Annotated in this window: 25 protein-coding genes and 1 tRNA gene; 9 read left to right on the top strand and 17 right to left on the bottom strand. The window is 69.5% G+C overall.

Annotated elements, in window-relative coordinates; translation table 11 throughout:
- The first annotated feature begins 1,803 nt into the window (after positions 1-1,803).
- Complete coding sequence (locus DQ392_RS34390; RefSeq protein WP_181856342.1) at positions 1,804-2,193, top strand: tyrosine-type recombinase/integrase; 390 nt, start codon at positions 1,804-1,806, stop codon at positions 2,191-2,193.
- A gap of 338 nt (positions 2,194-2,531) precedes the next feature.
- On the opposite strand, the gene DQ392_RS34385 is transcribed toward DQ392_RS34390, so the two are convergent.
- Positions 2,532-2,693: a hypothetical protein gene (locus tag DQ392_RS34385; RefSeq protein WP_181856341.1), complete on the bottom strand. Its 162-nt coding sequence runs from the start codon at positions 2,691-2,693 to the stop codon at positions 2,532-2,534.
- Entirely contained in the window at positions 2,690-3,106 is a 417-nt protein-coding gene (locus DQ392_RS09000) for an ATP-binding protein (protein ID WP_031176764.1), read from the bottom strand. The genes DQ392_RS34385 and DQ392_RS09000 overlap by 4 nt, the downstream gene beginning before the upstream one ends.
- Before the next feature lie 151 nt (positions 3,107-3,257).
- Here DQ392_RS09000 and DQ392_RS08995 point away from each other — a divergent pair, with 151 nt between their 5' ends.
- Positions 3,258-4,508, top strand: coding sequence for a helix-turn-helix domain-containing protein (locus DQ392_RS08995; RefSeq protein ID WP_114014998.1), 1,251 nt, complete (start codon positions 3,258-3,260; stop codon positions 4,506-4,508).
- A 73-nt stretch (positions 4,509-4,581) separates the two neighbouring features.
- Positions 4,582-6,057, top strand: coding sequence for an ApeA N-terminal domain 1-containing protein (locus DQ392_RS34035; protein ID WP_147266509.1), 1,476 nt, complete (start codon positions 4,582-4,584; stop codon positions 6,055-6,057).
- 71 nt (positions 6,058-6,128) lie between these two features.
- Here DQ392_RS34035 and DQ392_RS08990 read toward each other — a convergent pair whose 3' ends face one another.
- The 10 genes from DQ392_RS08990 to DQ392_RS08950 form a co-directional block, all read right to left on the bottom strand.
- Positions 6,129-6,836 carry an HGGxSTG domain-containing protein gene (locus DQ392_RS08990; protein ID WP_114014997.1) on the bottom strand — a complete coding sequence of 236 codons (708 nt, stop codon included), beginning with the start codon at positions 6,834-6,836 and terminating at the stop codon, positions 6,129-6,131.
- Positions 6,833-7,072, bottom strand: a complete 240-nt coding sequence (locus tag DQ392_RS35795) for a hypothetical protein (RefSeq protein WP_114014996.1) — start codon at positions 7,070-7,072, stop codon at positions 6,833-6,835. Before DQ392_RS35795 ends, DQ392_RS08990 begins: the two co-directional genes overlap by 4 nt.
- Before the next feature lie 224 nt (positions 7,073-7,296).
- The gene (locus DQ392_RS08980) at positions 7,297-9,252 is read right to left on the bottom strand and encodes a bifunctional DNA primase/polymerase (RefSeq protein ID WP_147266508.1); all 1,956 of its coding nucleotides are present in this window, start codon (positions 9,250-9,252) and stop codon (positions 7,297-7,299) included.
- Positions 9,249-9,401, bottom strand: coding sequence for a hypothetical protein (locus tag DQ392_RS34380; RefSeq protein ID WP_181856340.1), 153 nt, complete (start codon positions 9,399-9,401; stop codon positions 9,249-9,251). Before DQ392_RS34380 ends, DQ392_RS08980 begins: the two co-directional genes overlap by 4 nt.
- A complete protein-coding gene (locus DQ392_RS08975) occupies positions 9,392-9,583 on the bottom strand; it encodes a hypothetical protein (RefSeq protein WP_114014994.1) in 192 nt (63 codons plus the stop codon). The genes DQ392_RS34380 and DQ392_RS08975 overlap by 10 nt, the downstream gene beginning before the upstream one ends.
- A gap of 187 nt (positions 9,584-9,770) precedes the next feature.
- Positions 9,771-9,965 carry a hypothetical protein gene (locus DQ392_RS08970; protein WP_114014993.1) on the bottom strand — a complete coding sequence of 65 codons (195 nt, stop codon included), beginning with the start codon at positions 9,963-9,965 and terminating at the stop codon, positions 9,771-9,773.
- Positions 9,962-10,159, bottom strand: a complete 198-nt coding sequence (locus DQ392_RS08965) for a hypothetical protein (protein WP_147266507.1) — start codon at positions 10,157-10,159, stop codon at positions 9,962-9,964. The genes DQ392_RS08970 and DQ392_RS08965 overlap by 4 nt, the downstream gene beginning before the upstream one ends.
- Positions 10,160-10,187: 28 nt before the next feature.
- The gene (locus tag DQ392_RS08960) at positions 10,188-10,544 is read right to left on the bottom strand and encodes a hypothetical protein (protein ID WP_114014991.1); all 357 of its coding nucleotides are present in this window, start codon (positions 10,542-10,544) and stop codon (positions 10,188-10,190) included.
- A 2-nt stretch (positions 10,545-10,546) separates the two neighbouring features.
- On the bottom strand, positions 10,547-10,750 hold the full coding sequence (locus tag DQ392_RS08955) for a hypothetical protein (RefSeq protein ID WP_114014990.1): 204 nt from the start codon (positions 10,748-10,750) through the stop codon (positions 10,547-10,549).
- Between the two features lies 1 nt (position 10,751).
- Positions 10,752-11,018 (bottom strand): helix-turn-helix transcriptional regulator, encoded by a 267-nt coding sequence (locus tag DQ392_RS08950; protein ID WP_114014989.1) that lies wholly within the window; start codon positions 11,016-11,018, stop codon positions 10,752-10,754.
- Between the two features lie 272 nt (positions 11,019-11,290).
- Between DQ392_RS08950 and DQ392_RS08945 the strand changes: the two genes are divergently transcribed.
- Complete coding sequence (locus DQ392_RS08945; protein WP_181856339.1) at positions 11,291-11,647, top strand: helix-turn-helix domain-containing protein; 357 nt, start codon at positions 11,291-11,293, stop codon at positions 11,645-11,647.
- 2 nt (positions 11,648-11,649) lie between these two features.
- A complete protein-coding gene (locus DQ392_RS08940) occupies positions 11,650-12,906 on the top strand; it encodes a tyrosine-type recombinase/integrase (protein WP_114014987.1) in 1,257 nt (418 codons plus the stop codon).
- Positions 12,907-13,002: 96 nt separating this feature from the next.
- On the opposite strand, the gene DQ392_RS08935 is transcribed toward DQ392_RS08940, so the two are convergent.
- Positions 13,003-13,076, bottom strand: a tRNA-Pro gene (locus tag DQ392_RS08935).
- Between the two features lie 334 nt (positions 13,077-13,410).
- Here DQ392_RS08935 and DQ392_RS08930 point away from each other — a divergent pair.
- Positions 13,411-14,787 carry an NAD(P)/FAD-dependent oxidoreductase gene (locus tag DQ392_RS08930; RefSeq protein WP_181856338.1) on the top strand — a complete coding sequence of 459 codons (1,377 nt, stop codon included), beginning with the start codon at positions 13,411-13,413 and terminating at the stop codon, positions 14,785-14,787.
- A gap of 116 nt (positions 14,788-14,903) precedes the next feature.
- On the opposite strand, the gene DQ392_RS08925 is transcribed toward DQ392_RS08930, so the two are convergent.
- Positions 14,904-16,355 carry a lipase maturation factor family protein gene (locus tag DQ392_RS08925; protein ID WP_425470505.1) on the bottom strand — a complete coding sequence of 484 codons (1,452 nt, stop codon included), beginning with the start codon at positions 16,353-16,355 and terminating at the stop codon, positions 14,904-14,906.
- Positions 16,356-16,651: 296 nt separating this feature from the next.
- Here DQ392_RS08925 and DQ392_RS08920 point away from each other — a divergent pair, with 296 nt between their 5' ends.
- The 3 genes from DQ392_RS08920 to DQ392_RS08910 all read left to right on the top strand — a co-directional run bounded on the left by DQ392_RS08920 (position 16,652) and on the right by DQ392_RS08910 (position 19,781).
- Entirely contained in the window at positions 16,652-17,857 is a 1,206-nt protein-coding gene (locus DQ392_RS08920; protein WP_114014985.1) for an FAD-dependent monooxygenase, read from the top strand.
- 98 nt (positions 17,858-17,955) lie between these two features.
- Positions 17,956-18,633 carry a response regulator transcription factor gene (locus DQ392_RS08915; RefSeq protein ID WP_425470504.1) on the top strand — a complete coding sequence of 226 codons (678 nt, stop codon included), beginning with the start codon at positions 17,956-17,958 and terminating at the stop codon, positions 18,631-18,633.
- 107 nt (positions 18,634-18,740) lie between these two features.
- Entirely contained in the window at positions 18,741-19,781 is a 1,041-nt protein-coding gene (locus DQ392_RS08910) for an MsnO8 family LLM class oxidoreductase (RefSeq protein WP_114014983.1), read from the top strand.
- Positions 19,782-19,849: 68 nt separating this feature from the next.
- Here the strand turns inward: DQ392_RS08910 and DQ392_RS08905 are convergent, their stop codons facing one another.
- From DQ392_RS08905 to DQ392_RS08895, 3 genes are all read right to left on the bottom strand, one after another.
- Positions 19,850-21,307, bottom strand: a complete 1,458-nt coding sequence (locus DQ392_RS08905; RefSeq protein WP_114014982.1) for an acyl-CoA synthetase — start codon at positions 21,305-21,307, stop codon at positions 19,850-19,852.
- Between the two features lie 140 nt (positions 21,308-21,447).
- The gene (locus tag DQ392_RS08900; protein WP_181856337.1) at positions 21,448-22,212 is read right to left on the bottom strand and encodes a bestrophin-like domain; all 765 of its coding nucleotides are present in this window, start codon (positions 22,210-22,212) and stop codon (positions 21,448-21,450) included.
- Positions 22,213-22,259: 47 nt separating this feature from the next.
- Entirely contained in the window at positions 22,260-23,534 is a 1,275-nt protein-coding gene (locus tag DQ392_RS08895; RefSeq protein ID WP_114014981.1) for a site-specific integrase, read from the bottom strand.
- Positions 23,535-23,550: the final 16 nt, after the last annotated feature.

Genomic DNA, 23,550 nt, shown 5'->3' with positions numbered 1-23,550 from the left:
ACGATGGACGCCGACGGCCACGACGCCGGCCTCGACGCCAACGGCGTATCCCTCGTCCTCACCCCCGGCGGCCTCATCAGCTCCCACGCCTGAACCCCGACCAGACCCGGGCAAGCCGGGGGACGGGGGCCCAGCGAGTGACGCTCCAGGACCTGCTCGCGCAGACCACCAGGCGTGGCGCCTGGTGGACCGCGAGGACCCGGGGGACCCCGACCCGGGCCGGCGGAAGGCTCGCGGGTCGCTCGAGGCCGCCCTGCCGGCGGAGACCGGCTCTACGGGCAGCGGATGGCGGGCTCTTCGGCCTCGCGATGATGAAGAAGGCCCACGGTACCGCCACGGCTCTTGTAGGGCCGTGGACGGCGATCACGGGCATGGCAGGCGATCGGAAGGCCGGGGACGGCCATCGCGAGCATGGACGGCGATCCGGACGGCGCCTACGGCGCCTGGTTCGCAGAGCTGGGCTCTCGGAGGCGCACGGGCGCGAGGCCGTCGCCGGCTGCTGGATGGTGCCGTCGAGGGTGCCGGCCGCGTCGATGACGGTCTCCAGGGCGGATGCGGCCCATCATCCAGCTCGATCGCGCCGCGGTGTGTAGGAGAGCACGGGGTCGGCCCATCCGCCCAGACGCCGACAGATACCGAAACGTGGAGCCAGCCACCAGCACCGTCGATTCTGTGCGGCCGTGGCCGCAGACCACTGCGAACCTGCAAGGTCCTCCATACCCCACCACGTCTTGACGATCTTCTCCCCACCGTGTTTCAGCAGGGGCCATCGAGGCAGGTGCAGACCGATGAAGAACATGGAGACGTCGTCCCCGCACTTGGTGGTGTAGAAGTACCGTTGGACGTCCGTGTAGCTGGCTCCCAAACCTCGCCCCAGCCCTCTGGACTCGCCGAGCCATGGCAGGTCCAGCCGACCGCCGGCGGGGATGGACGGTGCCAGTACGGGATTGAGCCACATCTCCCCATTCAAGCCCTGGGTGAGGCTTGTCCTCTCAGTTTGTGCGACGACGACATTGGTAGCAGGCCCCGTTCCGACATTCACGAGGCTCCAAGTCCCCGCACTCCGGCCTTCTTGGCCGTTCTCCCATGTGAATTGCAGGACCGGCATCTGGGAGCGGCGACTGGACGCGTATCCAAGAATCAAAGACCCCAACGACACGAGAACCGCGACAATCGATATAACGATGGTCAGCAACGCCCCTCCACCAGTGCTGCACCGTCTGCCGGGTTTTCCGCGCCCATCCTGTGAGGTCGAGCAGGAGGTTGTCCAGGGGCCGTCGACCGGTTCGCATGGGGGAGTGCCGGCGTCCGTATCGGGTGCTGTGCCGCTCACGCCCACCGTGGTCCAGGCGCCGGTTCTCCGCGCTCGGCGTCTGGGGCGCCTCGTGCGGCTGGGTGCGGCTCGGCTACTTGCCATCCTTCTGTCCGGTCGCGCCAAGCGTGAGCGTCTGTACCACGCCCCTTGAGGGGGAAGCGCAGTATCACGCACGGACGGTCGCCGTGCGCTATCAAAAGGGGTACGGACCGCGTCTGCGGAGCGCATCATCTGGAGTCCCGCCCAGACCGTGCGTTTCCTGGACCACTGCCGGGCCCGCTACCCGGACTTCGCCGACCTCATCGAGCTGTTCATCGGCACCGGACTGCGCAAGGGCGAGGCCCCTGCACTGGGCCGGCATCGACCTCGGCAAGAACAGTGTGGACGTCCTCCGGACGCTCTCGGCTCGACGACAACAAGCTCGTCATGGCGTCGCCGGAGACGCACACCAGCAGCGGCCGCGTGGCCCCGTCCCCCGCGCCCCCGCCATGCTCGAACGCCGCCGTTCCACCCCGTCCTCCGCCCCCGACCCTGCCGATCCCCGAGGCGGACTGGTGTTCGCCCGCCCCGACGGGCGCCTCCTGCGCCCCGAGCGAGTCCTCAACCATTTCCACGACCTCACCAAGCAGGCCGGCGTCCCACGCTGCACCCTCCACGGCCTGCGCCACCTCGCCGTCGCCACCGCTATCAGTGAGAGCGCCGGCCTCTGGACCGTCTCCCGGACCGCGCGGCATTCCGCCCTCTCCACCACCGCGAACATCTACGCCCACGTCACCCAGCGCACGGGCAGCCAGGCCGTCGACGCGATCGCCGCCGCACTCGTCCGCGAAGAGCAGGCCCGCGACGACACCACGACCACCAGCCCGCACGCCGCATGAACACGCCGCCGCAATATCGGGACCGGCTCGCCCGCACCCCACGAATGACGTCCACACAACGACCACAAACGCAGAAGGCCGTTTCCACCTCTCGGTGGAAACGGCTTCCGACCAGCTACAACATGGTCGGGACGGCGGGATTTGAACCCACGACCCCTGGACCCCCAGTGAACGAAACACCGGCCACAGGGGTCAGTGAGTTCCGGGGAGTGCGCAAACGTCCAGGTCAGGGCCAGCTTTTCCGGCTCGTTCCACGGAGTCTGTGAGATCTGCGTGAGAAGACGAAGCCCCGGTTCGGTGGAGTTCACCGGCCGGGGCTTCGCCGCGCCATGGGGCTGTCAGTTCTGCTCGTCGCCCTCGGCCTCTGCGCCGACGGTGGGCGGCTCGGGTTCAGCCGGGACCGTACTGATCCGCAGGCATCCGTCCGTGCCGAACAGCTCGATCAACTGCGACAGATGGGCGCGCGCCGTGCTGCGGCCGGGTGTCTCTCCCGTGGTCACCCGCGCCCCTCCAGGTCCGCCCACACGATCTTGCCCCAGCGCCGCTCATCCGTGCCCCAGTCGGCGGCCAGCGCCGCCACGAGGCGCAGACCACGCCCGCCTTCTTCACTGTCGTCGGCTTCGCGCTGCACCGGCCGCGCCCGGGAGAGATCCGCGACGCCGACACGTACCCGCGCAGCGCCGGGACGGTCGATGACGACCCGGATGGATTCCCGCCGGGCGTGCTGCACGGCGTTGGCCACCAGCTCGGAGACGATCAGCGCCCCGTCCTCGGCCAATGCGTCCAGCCCCCAGACGGCACAGGCGGTACGAAGCAGGCGCCGCGCGGTGGCGGCGCTCTCGGGCTGCCTCGGCAGGGTCTCGCTGTACCCGGGGTGCCCGGTCTGGCGGGCCCGGGTTGTAGGTTGCGGCATGTCGGTCTGCTTCCTTCAGATCGGCCAGCCCCGGGGCCGTTCGCGCGGTCGCCGGGGCGCTTCGCGTTCAGGTAACCGGGGTGCGTGATCATGCGGAGGAGCCAACAAGGGGGCCAGGGAGGGGCCACACTAGATACGGAAGGGGGCCACCATGAGCGACACCACCGAGCGACGCCGCGAGTTCGGCGCCTACTTCGCCGGTCTGCGGCGGCACTCCGGCCGCTCGCAGCGGCAGTTCGCCGCCGTGCTGTGCGCCGTGTCGGGCGCCCAGTCGATCACGCGGAACGAGGTCTCCCGGTGGGAGCGCGGGGAGCGCATCCCGGACGTGTGGCTCCCCACCTTCGCCCAGGTGCTCGGCGTGCCGCTGCGTGAGCTGGAGCAGGCCGCCGCGTACGCGCGGGGGGATGCTCAGGCCACCCTTCCCGGGGTCGCGGCCACCCTCGCGGACCTGCTGCCCGACGGGGACTCGCTGGAACCCCTGGCGACCCCTTGTGGCCGTCGGATCGGCACCACCACCGTGGACAGCCTGGCGGCTCGCGTCCACGGCCTGCGGCTCGCGGACGATGTGCTGTCCGGCGGTGACCTGATCGCCCCCGCCTTCCGTGAGCTGCGCGCCGCCGTCCGTCTGTACCGCGAGTCCGAGCACTCCGAGGAAACGGGGCGCGGCCTGCTCGTGCAGATTGGGGAGTTGGGCCAGATCGCCGGTTGGATCGCCTCGGACGCCGGTCGGGGTGAGGACGCGGAGCACGCTTACCGGCTCGGGCTTTCGGCCGCCCGCCAGGCCGGGGACGCGCCACTGGTGGCCCAGCTCGCGGGCAGCCTCGCGTACCACCTGACGAACACCGGCCGGGAACGGGAGGGTCTGGAACTGGCGAAGGCAGCGGTCTCCGAGGCCGGGCCGGACGCTCCGGCCACAACCCGCGCCCTGTTCCTGGACCGCGTGGCTTGGGCGCACACGCGTGCCGGGGAGGCGCAACCGGCCCTGCGGGCGCTCGGGGAGGCCCACGCCGCGCTGGATGCCACGGACGGCCCTCCCGCGCCGACGTGGGCCTATTGGGTGAACCGCGAGGAGCTGGAGGTCATGGACGCCCGGGTGTTCACCGAGCTGCGTCGCCCGCTGCGCGCGGTGCCGCTACTCCAGGACGTGCTGGGACGCTACGACGCCACCCACGCCCGGGAGGTCGCGCTGTACCGCTCATGGTTGGCCGTGGCGCTGGCGGACGCGAACGAGCCCGAGCAGGCTGCTGAAGAGGCCCGCCGCGTCATCGACACGTCCGGCGATCTTTCCTCGGAGCGCACGGCGGAACGGGCCCGGACGGTCCTCCACCGGCTGAAGGATTACGAGGACGTGCCCGAGGCGCGCGAAGTACTGGCCGACTACGGACACATGCTGCTGGCTTAGGGGTACGCCACTCGTTTCCGGTCGGTCAAGCTAGCAAAGTGCCTTCAGCGAAGGCGTCGAGGAAAGAGGAACTTTGCCCGATCAGCAGACACCACTGCGCCTGTCATACGAGCCGGATGACTATTTGTGCACATGGAATATCCCCGACGGAAAGGGGGGCAGCACTGAGCTCCCAGGCCAATTGGAAGTACTGCCGAACCGTGCGCCAAAGGGTTCCGTGTATGGCCGCCTTCCGCTAAACCGCGACGAGCCCCAAGAAGGAGTGCTCTCCTTCTCTTTCCCGCAGGTTGTAGAAGCCCCAGTCCTATCAGGGACATTGGCCAATGGTGGATCAGTAATCCTTCTTGACGCCCACATTATTTACTGGACCATGAACCAAGGGCACGTGACTGGCAGCGCGGCCCTCTTGAGTAAAGGTGGGGAATTCTTTGGTCGGCGCAATCCACAAATGGCGCCCGAACATGACAATGAAATCCCCCTTGTGTCGTCAATAGAATTTCAGATAACAGCACTCGATGCACTTACCGGAACTGCGCCAATCGCGAGCGTGCAGACTCCAGGCGTACATCCGGACAATCCCAAGGGTTTGTGGAGTGCCAATCTTAACCTGGAAGCACGAGCCGAGTGGGCAAAGGAAGGCGTGGAGCTTTCCGTTGGCTACAACGGCCGAATGCGAACCGCAGACGGATTTGAATTTCGCCTTTGTTTTAGCCCGGTAGCGACGGTCACCTTTCAACGAGGCGTATCGCTTCGGGTTGCATTTGACGAGTTCATAGAGCCGCTCCGACGGATCAGCTCAATCGCAACTGGTAAGCCCCAGGATCTGACGTACGTAGCAGTAAGGCTGACTGACATTGCGGGCCAGTACCAGGTGTACGGCACCGGTATCACGCAGGCTCCATTTGCTAGCTCAGAAAAAGACGTTAGGAATCACCGGAGTGCCATCAGAGCTAAAGCCGACGAACTATCCCTTTTGGACCTGGTTCTCGAATGGCGCAAATATTCAGCAGAGCACCACCCTTTGGTGGAAACATATGGCTCAATGTTGCACGCACACGACCAGCACCCACGGTCGCGCTTCTTGCTGCTAATCCAAGCATTGGAAGGTCTGCACGGATACGAAACCCGCAACGAGTACGACCAACGCCGGCTTAGCCATCTATCCAAGCGAGATCAGGTCATTGACAGCCTGAGCAGCGTAGCTGACCGCGACGTGATGCAATTCTTGAAGAAGTTCCTTTCGAAGAACCCTCCCACGAGCCTCGATGCCGTATTGAAGTCCATGACTGGCGCGCTCCCTGTTGACATCATGGACCGCATTGCGGCGACCTCACTCGTTACAGAGGCCATGTCCAACCCCTCAGTAAAAACACCGGCAAATGCGCTGCGCATCGTTCGGAATAACCTTGCGCACGGCACGCGAGGCTACGACGCGTTCGAACTTGATGAAGTGGTGCGCATCCTCGAATTGGCAGTACGGGCTCATTCACTGAGAATCCTGGGGTGCCCAGATGACGTAGTGAAACGAGTCTTCGAGGAATCTGATTGATCAATCGGCTCGCCTGGGTTCTCGTTACACGCAGGAAGCCGCAGCGCTCACGGGCTACGGCTTCCTGGTGTTCAGGCGGCGGGGAGTTCCGGCCGCCCCTCGGCGGCCATGCCCCGCAGGAGACCAGCCATCACCTTCGGCACGCGGGCGCGCTGCGCGGCTGTCAGCTCCAGGGCGTCCAGCGCCCGGTTCATTGCCTCGAACATGATCTTCGTCTGGACCTCGGCCAGCGTCACCAGGCGCTCTTCCACGCCCATGCGGGCCGCGAGGTCGCACATCTTCAGCAGCCGGTCCCGTTCCTCCCCGTACAGCCGCACCCAGCCATTCACGGCTGCGCTGTACGTGGTGTCCACGCCGGGGAACTCCCCGCCTTGGCGCTCCACTTCGGAGGTCATGCCCCACACCAGGGCGTCCGCCTCGGTCTCCTGCACCCGCTCCAGCAGCCACGCCACGTGGCCCGCCGCCTGCCGGATGAGCCGGGAGACGACGACCGCCGGGTCTTCTTGCGGGCCGTCCACGTCCCCGTAGGTGCGCAGGAACTCGGCAGTGGCCTCACGGCGCTGTGCGGCGGCCCGTACTTGCGGTGCTGCGCCACCGTGCATCCGGCACACGGTGGCCCCGGTGACGGCCATGCCACGGCACCGGCCGCCGGACCGCGTACGGGCCGTACAGCGGCCGTCCTCGGGCGTCTCCGGGCCGTTTCCGCCGCCGGTGGCCGACTGGACGCGCGCACGGGGTCCGCGCCCCCCAGGCGCGCGCATGGGGTCGTTCGCGTTCATGCTGCCTCGGCTCCCTTCAGGGCTCCCTGCACGACCGCCTGACGGCCGTTCACGCCCCGTACCGGACGGGTGCCCACCGGGCGCTCCAGCGGCACCACGGTGGCGCCCTGGCCGTCCTCCGGCTGCACCTCGGGGCGCCCCGCGCTGTGGGTGCCGTGCCACCACACGCTGAACATCAGCACGCCGGTCGTGGCTGCGCTCCCGGCGCAGGCGCTCAGCATCATGGACAGGTTCATGATCTTGCTCCTTCGACTGTTGTGGATCTTGCTGTGCGTTCCGCCCCCCTTTCAGGGGGGGCGGAAACGTGCACCTCGGCCGCGTGTACCGCGTGCACCTGAGCGTGTAGCTGTGACCTGCGACTTTGCCGGGACCGTGCACCCCGCGTGCCCCGCGTGCACCTGCACGCCGAAAACGCCGCGTGTACCTGTTCGTGCACCCCTGCACGGCCCCGTGCGGGCGGTCAGAACAGGGCGCCGGACGGGGCTCGGTAGACCGTGCCCGCGCCCGTCGGTCCGGCCTTCGCCTCCAACTGCCCGGCCTCCACGAGCTTGGCCAGGCGGCGCCGCGCCTTCTCCTTCTGCGCCGCGCTCGGCTTCTCCGTCTCGAAGATCGCCTTCGCCGCGTCCAGGGCGGAGATCCCGCCCCGGCTCGCACCGGCCAGCGCCACGAGATCCGCCGTGTGGTGCACGGTCGTGGTGCCGGTGGTGTGGTCGTGCAGCAGACGGAACGGGCCCACCTCCGCGAACGGCTGCTTCAGGTGACGCAGGCTCACGATCGGGTCACCCGCCTCGCCCCACAGCGAGATCACCGAGCCCGCGCCCGACGTGATCCACGTGGAGCCGTAGATGTCCGCGAGGGTGTTCGGCTCGGCGCCGTTCGCGCCGCGCTTCACCGTGTGGTGCAGCTCCAGCACTTGCACGCCCTCCCGCAGCGCGAACTGCCGCGCCCGGTTCCACCCGGCCCCCACCTCGTCGTCGGACAGCCCAATGGCCGCGTCCTTCAGCGAGTCCACGACCACGGTGTCCGCCCCGGCCTGCTCGCACATGCGCATCAGGGTTTCGGGGTGGCGGGCGAGGTCCGCCGGGGGCGGCCCCTCCCACACCACGAGGCGTTCGCTCAGCCGGTGCGGGTCGTCCCCGGCGAAGATGCGCGCCCCGGCCCGCCGGGTCTGCGCCGGGCGGTCCATCGCGAGCAGGAGGACCCGCTTACCGGGCGCCACCGGGAACCCGAGCACCGTCGGCTGAAGGCCGATGCGCGCCCGGATGATCTGGTGCGCGAGCGTCGTCTTGCCCACGCCCTGCGGAGCCCCGATCAGTAGGGCCTCACCTTCGGCCCACAGGATCTCTTCGCCGTGTCCCCACACTGCCGGAGGCACCTCGGGAACATTGTGGAAGAACGCGCCGCCGGGCTGGAGCAACTGCACCACGGCAGCCACCTCGGCCTGCTCGTGCTGCCGGGCCTCGGTGTCCCAGATGGACCGCATGGTCTTCAGCAGGTCCGCTTCCCCGATCGGGTCGGCGGACGCGGCGTTGGCGGCGCGCACCATGTCCGAGTACCAGGACCACCCGCGCGGCGGGGCGAACTTCCAGGCGTCGCCCGCGTAGTGCCCGGCCACGGCCGCCAGCCAGTTGTTCCCGCGCGCCGGGTCGTCGGCAGGGAGAGACAGCAGGTCGGAGAGCTGAGACCCCGGCGGCCGGCCAGCTACCACGCTGCCACCCGTACCGGGCTGCGCAGTGCGGGCCAGGTCCGCCACCCAGCCGGGCAGCGACACCGTTTCAGCGTCGTGAACGACCGTGTAAACGTCGTCCGTCTTCGAGCCGGGGACCATCACGTACGCGTGCGGCCCCGTCTTGAAGTCCACGGCCGTCCCGAGGGTGTTCGAGTAGCCGTCCGCCTTCCCGCCGGTCTCCCCCTCGGGGAGCCGGAAGAGCATCTGGAGGCCCCCGCGCCCCGTCCGGTACGTGAGCGTCTTGGGCACGTCCTGATCGGCGCTCAGCGCCTCCCAGGTGGCCTCTCCGGGCTTTCCCTCGGCCACGTCCACATCCACCACGGCGCGGCCCGCGAGGGTCTGCCCGATGTTGAGCGCGCCGTGCTTGCCGCCCCACTTCAGCCACCACGTACGGATCTCGTCGGAGTCGGTGGTGGCGTCCTTGGACCCGTTCTTCTTGATCACCCCGCCCTTGGCCTTCCACTTGCGCGGGTGCTTGCCGGGGGACTTGCACGAGTACGGCTCATCGCAGTTGCAGAGCCCATCCACCACGCGGTGACAGGGGAAGACCTTCACACCCTCGGCCGCGAGCGCCAGGGCCGTCGCCAGCAGGCCGTCAGGATCCGCCGGAGCGCCGTTCCCGGCGCCGGCGGACTCGGGGGCCTCCGGGGTCGGTTCGGGGCGCTCAGCGCCCTTCTCGTACTTCACGACTCGCCCCCCGCCTGCTGCTCGAACAGCTCGGCCAGGCGGCGCCAGAAGGCATCCCACGGGTCCGCCGGAGCGCTCGCCTGAACCTCGTGCGCCCGGCCGCCGGAGGGCTCCGGCTCTACGGCCGTCTCCTTGCGGGTCACGTCCACGGCGATCCCTCCTCGGTGGGGCGCAGGGCGATGACGGCCCGCAGTTCGTTGACCGGCTGGCCCGTCTCCCGCGCCACAGCCTCGAAGGCGTCGCAGGAGTCGCGGATCATCTCCGCGTTGTACTGCTCGTCCGTCTTGGACGGCTTCCAGTTGCGCCCCTCGTGAGCGCTGGACTTGAACATCTCGGCCCCTCCGCGCGAGTCGTCTCGTGTGGTGTGCGGGCCGATGGGGATCGTCTGGGGAGACCGAAGACCAGGCGAGAGGGGCGGTATCCTGAATGCGTAGATACCGGGCTCTCAGCGGTCGGTCTGCACTTCGTCAGCAAGAGCGGCGTTCACCTCCAGGGGCGCCGCTCTCGCGTTTCCGGGGTCAGGGCAGCGGCAGCACCGCGCAGTGCTCCGCGTGGTCCTGCGCCACCTCCAGGGCCCCGTCCTCGCGCCGCCCGTGGCCGCACCCCGAGCAGTCCCAGCGCGGCCCCTTCTCGTCCTCGGTGACGGTGACCCGAGCGTCCGTGTGGACGGCGCGGAACTCGGTCTGTTGCGGGGCGGTCTGCTGCTTCGTCATGCTGCACCTCCAGGTGCGTTGTAGGAGACGGCCAGGCACTCCCGGCCGTGGTGCTGCGCGGCGTGGTGCGGGTCTTCGGCGGCCTCCGACCGGCCGCAGCCGGAGCAGGCCCACCGGCCGCCCTGGACGCTCACACGGCCACCCATGCGGGTGCTGTAGCCGTCCGGGCTCTCGGGCTGCTTCGGGCCGCTCACGGAGCCGTCCACCGGCGTCCAGGACACGTCACACCGCCCGGCACTTCGCGGCGTGGGCCTCGGCGCGCTCGCGGGCCACGTCGTCCCAGCCGTAGCCCAGTTCGTCGCGCTTCCCGCACCCGGCGCAGTGGTAGTACGAAACCTCACCCTCGGCGGTGCGCGCCGTGGTGACGATGTTCCCGCCCACGGTGCGGTACTGCTTGCCGATGTGGTCGCCGCGCTCCGGCGCCCCCGAGACCTCGTGGTCACCGGCGGCGTTGGCCAGGTCGTACTGCCACTCGGCGTCGATCAGCTCGTACCGCTCCTCGCGGGCGATGTTGGCCAGGGGGCCTTCCTGCGCGGGGACCGCCACGATCCGGCCGTCAGTGTCAGTCGCGTAGTTCATGTTCAGCTCCAGTGATCGAGCGGCAGGTAGCCGCTGGTGGTGGTGTTGCATCCGGCCGCGTGGGTGCGGCCGTTGTCCTCGCCCTGGCCGGTCGCCTCGCAGGACGAGCACGTCCAGCGGCGTTCACCGGTCTCGGGGTGAGTCGCCGTCTCCACCCGCCCGCCGCCGTCGGCGGTCAGGTAGAACCGCGACTCCAGGGAGGCCACGTCAGGCCGCCTGGAGGGCCGCAGCCGGCGGGGTGGGGTCCGGGTTGCCGGTCTCCAGCAGGCGGACCAGGGAGGCGGTCACGACGACCGTGCGGCTGGGACCGAGGCGGACCGTACGGACGGGCATCTCACCCCGCTTCATCCGGTCGTAGAGGTTGCTCTTGCTGCACCCGAGCGCCAGAGCGCAGCGGGTGACGCTGATGGTGGCGGGCCAGGTCTTGATCTCCGCCAGAGTCGGCGCCGAATTCGTCGTTACAGCGGTCGCCATTTCCATCTCCTTCCGTTTCTGTGCCGGTCTTTCCGTGTGATTCCAGAATCGCACGGCCGAAAGGGTGCTCTCAGGTGCTCCCACCTGCGAAGACTGTAGATACGGACCCCAAACAGGGGAGCTTGGTAGCTTGGCAGCTCTCCCGATCAGGGCCTTTACTCGAACGTAACGCGATGACAAATCCAACGACACAACATTTGGCGTTTAAACGGCTCCGATGCGGACCCCGCATCGTCTTGATGCGAACATCGCATCAGTGCTACCTTGCTGCTATGCCCAAAACCACACGCCCCTGGGGCGAACTGACGAAGCAGGTCGCACGCACCGTGCGTGACCTGCGAGAACGGCGCCAGTGGACGACCGACGACCTGTCCCGTCGGCTCACCGAAGCGGACTATCCGCTTGCGCAGTCCGGGGTGGCCCGCCTGGAGAGCGGCGGGCGCCGGATCACCGTGGACGACCTGGAAGCCCTCGCGGCCGTCTTCGGCATCCACCCGACGGCCCTGCTCTCGTCCAGCCCTCCACCGGCCGACCCGTGCGCGGCGTACGGCCACAGCTACGACAGCCGCAAGATCACCGGCCCCGGTCCGCGCACCTGCAACGACTGCCAGAAGATCGAGGAGATCTAGCCATGCCCGACCCGATCAAGAAGCTGCCGCCCAACCGAAGGGGACAGATCAGGTACCGCGCCGTGATCGACATCGGTTACGAGCCGCAGACAGACAAGGTCACCGGCGAAGTGATCACCGATCCGGCCACCGGCGAGCCGAAGATGATGCGGAAGCAGCTCACCATCACGAAGGACACCAAGACGGCGGTGAAGGACGAGCTGGCCCGCATCCGCCACCAGCGCAGCGCGGGCACGTACGTGGCCCCCGCGAAGATGACCGTCAGCGCCCTGCTGGACCTGTGGCTGAAGTCGGCCACGCGCGACGTGGAAGAGGCCACGGCCAGCAACTACGACAACGCCCTACGGCCCGTGCGGAAGTACCTCGGGCACAAGCCCGTCCAGGAGTTGAGCGAAGAGGACGTGGAAGCGTTCATCGACTGGATGGTCTCGGAGGGGCGCCAGCGCGGCGGCAAGCCTGGAACGGGCCTCGGCGTACGGTCGGTGCGCCTCACCCTGGGGCGTCTGCGCTCCGCTCTGAACCTCGCGGTGCGGCGCGGCCTGGTGGTTCGCAACGTGGCGGAGCACGTGACGATCTCGAAGCAGGCCAAGGAGAAGGCACAGAAGAACGCGGCCACGCACAAGCCGTGGAACGAGGAAGAAGTGAAGCGGTTCCTGGAGGGCATTCAGGGACACCGGTCCTACGCCCCCATGCTGCTCGCCCTGATCGCAGAGCGTCCGGCGGAAGTGTGCGGCGCCCGCTGGAGCCCGGACGTGGACCTGACGGCCGGGACGATCGCCGTCGGCACCAACACGCGGACGATCGTCTACGACCGCACGGCCGAGCGCGGCCAGCGGAACAAGGTGGTGGAGAAGGGCGCGAAAACCGAGGCCGGGAAGCGCACACTGCCCCTGCCGAAGCCGGTCCTGCGGGCGCTGAAGGCGTTCCGCGCCGCGCAGGTGGCGGAGAAGCTGGCCGCCGGGGAAGCGTACGAGGACAGCGGGTACGTCCTCGTGGACGACCTCGGGCGGCCGTGGAAGACGGACAAGCTCCGGCGTGAGGCGCACAAGCTGATGGCCACCACGGGCGTACGGAAGGTGCGGCTGTACGACGCGCGGCACGCCTGCCTGTCGTGGATGGCGAACAACGGGGTGCCGGACACGGTGGTCTCCGCGTGGGCCGGTCACTCGGACCTCGGGTTCACGAAGCGGACCTACGTGCACCCCGACCCGCAGTCGCTCAGGGCGGGTTCGGAGAAGCTGGCCGAACTGCTCAGCTGACCTTGATCAACAGCGTTTGTGAGAAATTGTGAGACGGCGCCCCTGGAAACGATCAAGAGGGGCCCCGAAGGACCCCTCTGACCTTGTACTTCACCGTCGGGACGACAGGATTTGAACCTGCGACCCCTTGACCCCCAGTCAAGTGCGCTACCAAACTGCGCCACGTCCCGGTGCTCGCTCGGTTCGGGGCTTTCCCCGTTCCGCTCGCGCACAAAGAACAATACAGCACTTCAGGGGGTGCTCGCCGCCACCCCCTCCCGCCCGGGGCCACCGGGGGAGGAAGATCAGCCGGCTTCCTGTCCGGCCCGGACAGGAAGCCCGAGCGGGTCGGCTGCCCGGTGGCAGGAGGGCGGCTGGACGACCGGCCGGCCGGACGACAGCGGGCCCGTGGGAGCCGGGGCGGGGTTTCGTCGAGGCCCGCGGGGGGAACTCCGGCTGTTCTGTGACAGACGGCCGGAGCCGCCCGAAGGCACCGGCCTCGTTCCAGGGGAGGAGGTCTCGGCTGTGAGCCGGTCCCGCATTGTGATCGTCGGAGCTGGATTCGCCGGGTATCAGGCGGCGCGGACCCTCTCGCGCACGCTGCGTGGCGCGGTGGAGATCGTGCTGGTGAACCCCAACGACTACTTCCTCTACATGCCGCTGCTGCCCGAGGTCGCCTCCGGCATGCTGGAACCGCGCCGGGTGTCCGTTTCGCTCGCCGGGACGCTGCCCCGGGTGCGGCTCGTCCTCGGCGAGGTGGACGACGTCGACTTCGACCGGCGCCGTCTCCGGTACGTCGACCCCGAGGGCCGTTCGTCGCAGCTGGACTACGACCGGTTGCTGCTGACCGTCGGCAGCGTCAACAAGCTGCTGCCGATCCCCGGTGTCGCCGAGCACGCGCACGGCTTCCGCGGCATGCCGGAGGCCCTGTACCTGCGCGACCACGTCAACCGTCAGATCGCGTTGGCGGCCGGGGCGGACGATGAGCGGGAGGCGGAAGCCCGCCGCACGTTCGTGGTCGTCGGCGCTGGCTACACCGGCACGGAAGTCGCGGCGCACGGCAAGATGTTCACGGACTCGCTGGCCCGGCAGCACAGCCGCAACGGGTCGTCCGGGGACGAACCTTCCGAGGACGGCCGGGACGACCGTCCGGACGGCCGCCGCCGGACCAAGGACGCCGGACGGTCGCGCTGGATGCTCCTGGACATCGCCCCACGCATCCTGCCCGAGCTGGATCAGCGGCTCTCGGACACCGCGGACAAGGTGCTGCGCAAACGGGGCGTCGACGTCAGGACGGGCACCTCCGTCAAGGAGGCCACCAGCGAGGGCGTGCTGCTGGACGACGGCGAGTTCGTGCCGACCCGTTCCCTGATCTGGTGCGTGGGCGTCCGACCCGACCCGCTCGTGCAGGACCTGGGCCTGGAGACGCAACAGGGCCGGCTCGTGGTCGACGAGTACCTCCGTGTGCCCGGCCACCCGGAGGTCATGGCGTGCGGCGACGCGGCCGCCGTACCCGACCTGACCAGGCCGGGAGAGATCACGCCGATGACGGCACAGCACGCGGTGCGACAGGGGAAGACAGCGGGGCGCAACCTGGCCGCTTCGTTCGGTCACGGCGTCTCCCGGCCGTACAAGCACCATGACCTCGGGTTCATGGTGGATCTGGGCGGGGTGCAGGCGGCGGCGAATCCGCTGCGCGTGCCCCTCTCCGGCCCCCTCGCCAACCTTGTGACGCGCGGCTACCATCTGGCGTCCATGCCGGGGAACCGGATCCGTGTGCTGGCGGACTGGGCGCTGGACGCGGTGCTGCCCCGCCAGGCGGCACAACTGGGGCTGGTGCGCTCGTGGTCGGTGCCGCTGGAGTCCTCCTCGCCGGAGGTGGCCCGGGTGCCGGCGCCCTGATCGTTGCCGGATCCCGTTATCGCCTGTCCTCCGGGCCGAGTACGCACGGCACCGGCCGCGATGCTCTACCGGGCTACCGGGGCAGGCGATAGCGCCATGAGGCCACGCGGGGGCGTCTACGGTGTGCGGTTTCCGCGCTCCCCTGAGACGTGGACGGGCGGCAGGAACTCGCGCACAAAGGTGCGATGCCACCACGCGCCGGTCTCCCGCCGCTCCTCACGCGTTGTGAAGCGGTAGCGGTACAGCAGCGCCCGCACATGCGTGGGCGGTTGCTCGGGAAACGGGTTGGTACGCAGCAGTCGGAGGGTCGGCCGGTCGTTGACCAGCAGACGCTCCACCAGGGGCTCGAACCAGCCCCTGGTGTAGGCGGGGGAGAGCGCGGCGAACCACATCTGCCAGTCGAGACGTAGGTGGTACGGGGCGAACTGACGCGGCAGGCGGCGCACGTCGCCGGGCTTGCCCTTGAACTCGTACTCGCGCCACGCGGTGTCGGCGGTGAGCCGCTCGTCGTCGGTGCCCTCCAGCACGATCTCCTGGCGCACACGCGTGACGCTGCCGAAGGCCCCGTAGGTGTTGACCAGGTGCAGGGCGTTGAACGACCGGTTCATCTGCTGCGTCCGGCTCACCAGGTTCCGGGCGGGCCAGTAGCTGAGCACCACGATCAGCAGCGCCGCCACGCACACCACGACCGCGAACCACGGCGGGACCGCCCCGTAGGAGGGGGCGCCGCTGATCGCGGAGGTGTCGACGGCGGCGAAGGCGAGGACGATCGTGAGCCAGTTCAGCCAGGAGAAGTTGCCCGAGAGGACGAGCCAGAGCTGCGTGAGGATGATCAGGCCCGCGGCGATGCCGGCGATCGGCTGCGGAAAGAAGAGCCCGAACGGGACGATGAGCTGGGCCACGTGGTTGGCGCCCGTCTCGATCCGGTGCAGCCGCCGGGAGAGGTGATGGAAATGCCAGCTCAGCGGCCCGGGCATGGGCTGGGTCTCGTGGTGGTAGTACAGGCAGGTCAGGTCGCGCCAGCACTGGTCACCGCGCCATTTGATCAGTCCTGCCCCGAACTCCACACGGAAGAGCAGCCATCGCATCAGCCACAGCGTCAGCACCGGGGGTGCGGTCCGCGCGTTGCCCAGGAAGATCGCCAGAAAGCCCGCCTCCAGTAGCAGCGACTCCCAGCCGAAACCGTAGAAGATCTGGCCCACGTTGACGAACGAGAGATACAGGACCCACAGCAGAGCCCACATCACCATCGACGCCCACAGAGGTACCGCGTCCGCGGCGCCCGCCACCACGGCGGCGGCGAGGGCGACACCGGCCCACGCACACGCCCCCGTGACCCGGTCGTCGCACCGCCAGTGGAAGAGACTCGGCGCGGCCTTGAAGGGCACCCGCCGCACGAAGGCGGCGGCGGGCAGCAGTCCGTGCTCGCCCAGCAGTGCCCGGAACTGCATCGCCGCCGAGAAGAAGGCGACGAGGTACACGGTAGCCAGGGCACGCTGGAGGACCAGCCGGCTCAGCTCGTATCCGGACGCGGAAAACCACGGCGTGAACCACTCCATGGCGGCCATGAGTACCACCCGTGCCGCGCCCCCACGCCTGGTGTCTGCGGGACAGGGCCGCGGAGCCGGTGGGAAGTCCGCGGTTGCGGCACGCAACCTCACGGCCCTCCTACGGGGTCCGTAGAGAGGAAGCAGGCCGTAAGCGACCGACTGCGCCGGGGGCCGGCGCTGGGGCCGGACGCGAGCCGACGCTCAGGCCGGTTGGTGCCCTGGCGCACAGGCCGGTCCGTGGGGCCCGGCGTGCGAGTCGGCCGGGGCACGGCGCACCGGCGGTTCGAAGACCCGAACACGACACAGGAGGTGCCATGACGCACGCGCTCATCATCGGCGGCGGTATCGCGGGAGCCACCACGGCGCTGTCGCTGGACAAGGCCGGGATCAGTTCCACCGTCTACGAGGCGTACCCGGTCGGCGCCGATGACGCGGGTGCCTTCCTCGTGCTGTTCCACAACGGTCTCGAAGCGCTCCGCACCATCGGGGCCCACCAGGCCGTGCTCGGGGTCTCCTTTCCCGCCGAACGCGTGGAGATGATGGCGCACACGGGCGACAGCATGGGAGAACGTCCGGTTTCCGGCGGCGGTGCGGAGGGCGGTGCGGGCGTGCTCGGCCCACGTACCCTGCGGCGTGCGACGCTCTACCGGGCCCTGCACGACGAGGTGGCGCGCCGTGGCGTGAGCATCGAACACGGCAAGCGGCTCGTGACCGCCGGCACCGCCCCAGACGGGCGCGTGAGCGCCCACTTCGCCGACGGCACCCGCGCCGAGGGAGATCTGCTCGTGGGGGCTGACGGGCTCCACTCGGCGACCCGCACCCTGATCGATCCGCAGGCGCCGGCGCCCCGCCACACGGGACAGATCACCGTGTGCGGGTATGCCCCGCGCGTCGCACCGGAGGCAGCGCCCGCGCCCGGCACCTATCGGATGATCCAGGGCAAACGCGCCTTTCTCGGCTGCACCATGGCGCCCGACGGGGAGGTGTGGTGGTTCGCCAACACCCCCGGGGGCGAGCTCGACCGGGAGCAGCTGGCCACCGCTGAGCCAGGGCAGGACGCGCGCTGGCGTGACCACGTCCACGGCCTCTTCGCCGACGACGCCTCGCCCGCGGCCGACATCGTGCGGGCCAGTGCGGAGGGCACCGTCGCCACTAACGCCTACGACCTGGCCCGCACACCCGTCTGGTCGCGAGACTCCATGGTGCTGCTCGGTGACGCGGCGCACGCGGCGGCGCCCAACGCGGCTCAGGGAGCGTCCATGGCGATCGAGGACGCTGTGGTGCTGGCCAAGTGTCTGAGGGACCTGCCCACGGTGGGGGAGGCCTTCGCCTGCTTCGAGTCGCTTCGCCGCGAGCGGGTGGAGGCCGTCGTCGCGCGCAGCGCACGCCTCAACGACAAGGTCGTGCCCCGTCCTGCGGAGCGGCAGGAGGGGAGGTCCCGGCAGGAGGAGTCGGGCAGCGACTGGCTGCTGGGCTACCGCATCGACTGGGACAGCCCCGTCACCCCGTCCACGGCGTGAAGGGGAGGGAGCGCGGTGCGGCCTCTCACGCCCCGGGCGGGGCCGGGACGCCCCCGGGCGGGGCCGGGAGTCCCCCTTCGGGTGACTACGGTATGACCATGACCATCCGCGTGCTCCTCGTCGACGACGACGCCCTCGTGCGGGCCGGGCTCCGGCTGATGCTCGGGGGCGCCCCCGACATCGAGATCGTGGGGGAGGCCGCGGACGGCGGCCAGGTGCTCCGGCTCGTCGAGGAGCGGCGTCCCCACGTCGTCCTGATGGATATCCGGATGCCGACCGTGGACGGTCTCGCGGCCACCGAGACGCTCCGCCGCGGGAGCCGGGCGCCCGAGGTCGTCGTGCTCACCACCTTCCACGCCGACGCCCAGGTGCTGCGCGCGCTGCGGGCCGGTGCCGCGGGTTTCCTGCTCAAGGACACCCCTCCGGCCGAGATCCTCGCCGCCGTACGGAAGGTGGCCTCGGGGGAGCCGGTGCTCTCACCCGTCATCACCCGGCAACTCATCCAGCACGTCACCCCCGCCGGTCACGACAGCCGCCGTGCATGCGCCCGCGAGGCCCTCGGCGTGCTCGGGGAGCGGGAGAGCGAGGTGGCCCTCGGTGTCGGGTGCGGGCAGACGAACGCCGAGATCGCGGAGTCGCTCTACATGAGTGTGCCGACGGTCAAGACACACGTGTCCCGCATCCTGACCAAGCTCGACCTCAACAACCGGGTGCAGGTGGCTCTCCTGGTCCACGACGCCGGGCTGCTGGAGGAGGCGGGAACGAGCGACGAGTGAGGCGGGGACACCGGACGCCGCCCACGGCGCTGCCCGGCCGCGTGGCCGGCGCCGCCGCTCCACCGGCGCCCCGGGAATCTGTGGCGCTCGCAGGTGTTGCACCAGGTGTGACTTCTTCGCGTCGGTTTCCCGTTCCGCTGTCCGTCCTGGACCGTTCGCTCGTCCGTGCGGGCGAGCATCCCGGGCAGGCCCTGCGTGACACCGTGCGTTTCGCGCGGCAGGCGGAGGAACTGGGCTACCTGCGCTTGTGGGTGTCCGAGCACCACGCCGTCCCGGGCATCGCGGGCTCGGCGCCGACCGTCCTGGCGGCGGCCGTGGCCTCGGCCACCTCCCGTATCCGGGTGGGTACGGGAGGTGTGATGCTGCCGAACCACCAGCCGTTGGTGGTGGCGGAACAGTTCGGAGTGCTCGAGTCACTCTTTCCGGGCCGGATCGACATGGGCCTGGGGCGCTCCGTCGGCTTCACCGACGGCGTCCGCAAGGCGCTGCGCGTCGACAAGGACGCCGCCGAGGGGTTCAGCGCGCAGATATCCGAGCTGCTCGACTACTTCGAGGGCACCGGTCCTGTGCACGCACGTCCCGCCGAGGGGCTGCGCGTGCCGCCGTTCGTGCTCGCCGTCGGCTCCGGAGCGGCCGTGGCGGCGGAACACGGTCTGCCGCTGGTGATCGGCGCTTCGCGCGAGGAGAGCCGGACGCGGAAGGCCGTGGAGACCTACCGCCGTACGTTCCGCCCGCGCGGTGACGCCGGCCGGACGGGGGAGGAACCGCAGGGCGCCCGTGGCCCGTACGTGGTTGTCGCGGTGAACGCCGCCGTCGGGGCGAGCCGCGAGGAGGCGGAGCCCCTCCAGATCCCCGAGGCGTGGTCGACCGCCGTCTCCCGCACCCGGGGCACCTTCACCCCGCTGCTCCCGCCGGGGGAGGTCCTCAGCCGCACCATGAGCGCGAAGGAGCGTGCCGCTTTCGAGGAGGCCCGGCAGTCGCAGCTGCGCGGCACGGCCGCGGAGGTGACCGGGGCCTTGGCCGAGCTCGCGGGGCGGACCGGCGCCGACGAGGTGCTGCTGACGCTCAACACCTACGAACCCGCCGACCGCCTGGACTCCTACCGCCGCCTTGCCGAGGCCGCCGGGCTGCCGCCAGGACCTGACTGACGCCGCGAGATCCCGTCCGCGCGGCCGGGCACCGGCCCGGTCCGCCCCGAGGTGCCCGGCGCCGGACCTCAGCCCTGCTGTCCCGGCAGCTCCTTCTTGAGGATTTTGCCCATGTCGTTGCGCGGCAGTGCGTCGAGGAAGCGGACCTCGCGGGGACGCTTGTGCGGCGCCAGCTGACTGGCGACCAGGTCCGCCAACTCGCCCTGGTGCGGGGGCTGCTGAGGCGAGGCCGGGACGATCCAGGCGACGATGCGCTCACCGAGGTCCTCGTCCGGTTCCCCGGTGACGGCGGCCTCCGCGACGGCGGGGTGGCCCAGCAGCACGTTCTCGATCTCTCCGGCCCCGATCTTGAAACCGCCGCTCTTGATCAGGTCGGTGGCCTTCCGGCCGACGAGGCGTACCGAGCCGTCCGCGTCCCGCGTTGCCATGTCGCCGGTGCGGAACCAGCCGCCGTCGAAGGCCTCGGTCGTGGCGTCCGGGCGGCCCAGGTACTCGGTGAACAGATGCGGGCCACGTACCTGGAGCTCGCCCACCGTCTCGGTGTCCTCCACGGGAATGCGTTCCCCTGAGTCGTCCATGAGGCGGATGTCCACGTCACGAAGGGGGAGACCCACGGTGCCGGGCCGGGAGGTGCCGCCAGGCCGCACGCTGGTGTTCATCAGCGTCTCGGTCATCCCGTAGCGCTCGATCACCCGCTGTCCCGTGGCAGCCGTCAGCCGCTCGTGGTCGTGCAGGGGCAGCGCGGCCGACCCGGACACCAGCAGCCGTGCCCCTGCCAGCGCGCGCACCAGGTCGGTGTCGCTCGCGCAGGCGTCGGCGAGGCGGTGGTACATCGTCGGGACGCCGAACAGCATCGTGCCGCCGCCGGCCAACTCCCTGGCCACCCCTTCGGTGGTGAAACGCTCCAGGTGGCGCAGGGTGCCGCCACGGCGCAGCGGACCGAGCACGCCGAGGATCAGACCGTGCACATGGAACAGCGGCAGACCGTGCACCAGCACGTCGTCCGCCGTCCATTCCCAGGCCTCTTCCAGCGCGTCCAGAGTGCTGGCCAGCGCGCGCCGGGAGAGCACGACGCCCTTGGGCGGGCCAGTCGTGCCGGAGGTGTAGACGATGAACGCGGCCGCTTCCGCGTTGGGCTCGGTGGGCGGGACCGGGGCGGCCGACACCGCCTCATCGCTCAGGTCGACGTCGGCGCGCGGCAGCGATCCGAGCGGTTCCGGCAGCTCCGCCCCTGGCTCGGCCAGCACCATTCCCGGCGCGCTGTCGGTGACGATGTGCGTCAGCTCGCTCTCGCCGCTTTTGGGGTTCACCGGTACGACGGGCACTCCGGCGAGCAGCCCGGCGACCACCGCGACAGCCGTCTCCATGCTGGGCGTCGCCCAGACGGCCATCGGGGCGCCGGGCTCCAGGCGGAGTGCCAGGCCGCTCGCCGCGGCGGAGAGCTGGTGGTAGCTGAGCGCTCGCTCGCCGAAGCGCAGCGCCGTGTGTGAGGACGCCGCGTGCAGCGCGGGGAAGAGCAAGGACACCCGGGACTCCTTCGTGATCGCTCGCCTCTGAGTACGGCCAGCATCTCACCCGACCACGGCCCCGCGGCCTGCCCGGGTCCCGGCCGGGCCGACGGGGTGGGGAGCGGTGGGCCGGCGCGCGTGCGCCGGGCCCCGTCCCGTCATCCCGTCGCGTGGGGAAAGAGGGAGGTGAACGCTTGGGTGGGTTCCTCCAGACCCCGGGCGAACGGTGCGTCGAAGTGCCAGACCAGGAAGAGCAGGAAGGCGATCAGAGCGCTGAAGATGCCGGCCAGTACCAGTTCCCTGCCCGAACGCTGGATCTGGAGGGCGAAGAGCATGCCCACGGAGACGATGGCGCCGGCGTACAGGCCGATCCACACGACCCCGGGCATCGTCGGCTCGGCACTGTCCCCCCGGGCGTTCCGCGCGGTGTCCGCCTCGGCGACCTGGTCGACGACCGCCTGGTACGACTGCGCCTGCTGCATGGTCTCGGGTTCGTAGTCGGTGACGTCCGCGCGCAGCCGGCGAAGCATCCGGTCGCCTCTGTCGGTGAGTTCACCGTGCTCGACCATGTGCGGCCACTCGGTCTTCACGGCGTAGTGCACGTAGGACTCGACATCGTCCCGTACGCGTTCCCGCTCGGCTGCCGGGTACGTGCTGACCCGCTCGTGGACCTCGTGCAGCGCCTGCGCCTCCTGGATGACGGTCGTCTCGGCCGCGTTGCGTTCCTCCCAGACACCCGCGATGGCCAGACCCAGCACGATCGCGTAGACCACGCCGATCATCATGGTCATGTATTCGATGACGTCCGGCGTCTCGGTCGGATCCTCAGAATCGGACTTCCGGCGTCCCCTCATCCATCCGAGTCCGACGGCGAAACCGCAGGTAACCGCGATGGCCACTGCCAAATATACCCACTCCGACACGTGCAGCTCCCATGTTCTGTCGCGGTGGGAACGGCCTGCGAGACCCGCTATGGGAGACGGATGGGAAACTGCGGCAGCCACACGCCAGTGGCCGTCAGTTTCTCCCACCGCTCCTGGAGCGTGTCGGCGATGCGCTTCTCCATCTCGGGCGTGACGTTGCTGTACAGCCCCTTCACGCCCGCGACTTCGTGCCCCATGCGCGCCTCCGACGCGGTTTCGCTGTGGCCGTCTTCCTCCAGCCACTCTTTATGACCGTGACGCAGTAGGTAGATCCTTTTGCCAGACATCGCCGGAACGGGTGGAATCTCAGGCCTCGCGGTGTCTTTCCGCCCTACGCGGGCAGGGGCACCGCGGCTGATCGGATGCCAGTACGTCGCGCCGAAGTTGCACGCGGACAGCAAGTACCCGCCACTCAGTGATGGGAAAACCACGTCGTGACCGTGCGAGGCGGTCAGGGCGCTGAGCATGTCAGCCAGGAACGGCGGCACGACCAAGGTGCGATACGACTCGTACTTGGGGCCGGTGAACGTGGGATAGCCGTCGACGTACTGGTGTTGGTGCTGCACCCGGAGTGCAGGCATGACCGCGTAGCGCGGCAGGGACTCCTCCCGACGCTCCTGGTCGGGATCTGAGGCGGGCCAGTTCGGAGGGACGAACTCACGTCGCAGCCCCCAGAGTTCCCCTGTGCGCATACCGGTGAAGGCCATCGTCCAGATGTACGTCCACCCCGTGTAGCCCCAGACGGTGTGGGCGTTGACGGCGAGCTGGTACACCGTGTCCACAGCAAGGGGGCGCTTCTTTTCCCGCGGCTTCTTCTTGTACCGGCCGCGGCGCCGGCGTTTGACGACAGGGGAGTCGGCTCGGAACCCGGCGAGGACCGCATCCTCCATCATCATCCCGAAAACGGACAGGATACTCGACTCGTAACTGGCCGACACGTGCCCCGTCAGAGACTTCTTCCAAGCGTCGTACTCGAGCGATGTGACGTCGCCGACCCCCTGGCTCTTCCAATAGGGCGCGATCCAGTTCTTGATGATGGCCGTGTACATCCGTACCGACTCCGGGCGCAGGTCCTGAGCGTCGAGCCAGGTCCACGCGTAAGTATCCGTGGGAGTGGACCTGTTGGTGCGGCCGATGTGGGTGCCGTGCCGCACGTCGTGCTCGCGGTCGAGGCCGTAGTCGTAGGCCTCGGTATCGCTCCTGAATCGGACTCCGCGTTCTGGTCCGCTCGCGGACTCGTACTTCTTTTTGCCGCTGGGCAGGTACTCGCCGGCCCACCACTTGACGCGGATCGAGTTGCCGCGCCACTCCACGTAAGGCATGTGTGTCCTTCTGGAT

This window comes from Streptomyces reniochalinae, assembly GCF_003323735.1.
Lineage (GTDB): Bacteria > Actinomycetota > Actinomycetes > Streptomycetales > Streptomycetaceae > Streptomyces > Streptomyces reniochalinae.
Note: the sequence above shows the minus strand (reverse complement) of the source record. Positions and strands in the feature narration are given on the sequence as shown.

Excerpts from the sequence above, each read along its gene's own strand:
- DQ392_RS08915 (WP_425470504.1), top strand. The coding sequence starts at position 17,956 with ATGACCATCCGCGTGCTCCTCGTCGACGACGACGCCCTCGTGCGGGCC.
- DQ392_RS08945 (WP_181856339.1), top strand. The coding sequence starts at position 11,291 with ATGCCCAAAACCACACGCCCCTGGGGCGAACTGACGAAGCAGGTCGCA.
- DQ392_RS08990 (WP_114014997.1), bottom strand. The coding sequence starts at position 6,836 with ATGAACGCGAACGACCCCATGCGCGCGCCTGGGGGGCGCGGACCCCGT.
- DQ392_RS08995 (WP_114014998.1), top strand. The coding sequence starts at position 3,258 with ATGAGCGACACCACCGAGCGACGCCGCGAGTTCGGCGCCTACTTCGCC.
- DQ392_RS34390 (WP_181856342.1), top strand. The coding sequence starts at position 1,804 with ATGCTCGAACGCCGCCGTTCCACCCCGTCCTCCGCCCCCGACCCTGCC.
- DQ392_RS08895 (WP_114014981.1), bottom strand. The coding sequence starts at position 23,534 with ATGCCTTACGTGGAGTGGCGCGGCAACTCGATCCGCGTCAAGTGGTGG.
- DQ392_RS08970 (WP_114014993.1), bottom strand. The coding sequence starts at position 9,965 with ATGACGAAGCAGCAGACCGCCCCGCAACAGACCGAGTTCCGCGCCGTC.
- DQ392_RS08940 (WP_114014987.1), top strand. The coding sequence starts at position 11,650 with ATGCCCGACCCGATCAAGAAGCTGCCGCCCAACCGAAGGGGACAGATC.
- DQ392_RS08920 (WP_114014985.1), top strand. The coding sequence starts at position 16,652 with ATGACGCACGCGCTCATCATCGGCGGCGGTATCGCGGGAGCCACCACG.
- DQ392_RS08925 (WP_425470505.1), bottom strand. The coding sequence starts at position 16,355 with ATGGCCGCCATGGAGTGGTTCACGCCGTGGTTTTCCGCGTCCGGATAC.
- DQ392_RS09000 (WP_031176764.1), bottom strand. The coding sequence starts at position 3,106 with ATGCCGCAACCTACAACCCGGGCCCGCCAGACCGGGCACCCCGGGTAC.
- DQ392_RS08960 (WP_114014991.1), bottom strand. The coding sequence starts at position 10,544 with ATGAACTACGCGACTGACACTGACGGCCGGATCGTGGCGGTCCCCGCG.
- DQ392_RS08950 (WP_114014989.1), bottom strand. The coding sequence starts at position 11,018 with ATGGCGACCGCTGTAACGACGAATTCGGCGCCGACTCTGGCGGAGATC.
- DQ392_RS35795 (WP_114014996.1), bottom strand. The coding sequence starts at position 7,072 with ATGAACCTGTCCATGATGCTGAGCGCCTGCGCCGGGAGCGCAGCCACG.
- DQ392_RS08975 (WP_114014994.1), bottom strand. The coding sequence starts at position 9,583 with ATGTTCAAGTCCAGCGCTCACGAGGGGCGCAACTGGAAGCCGTCCAAG.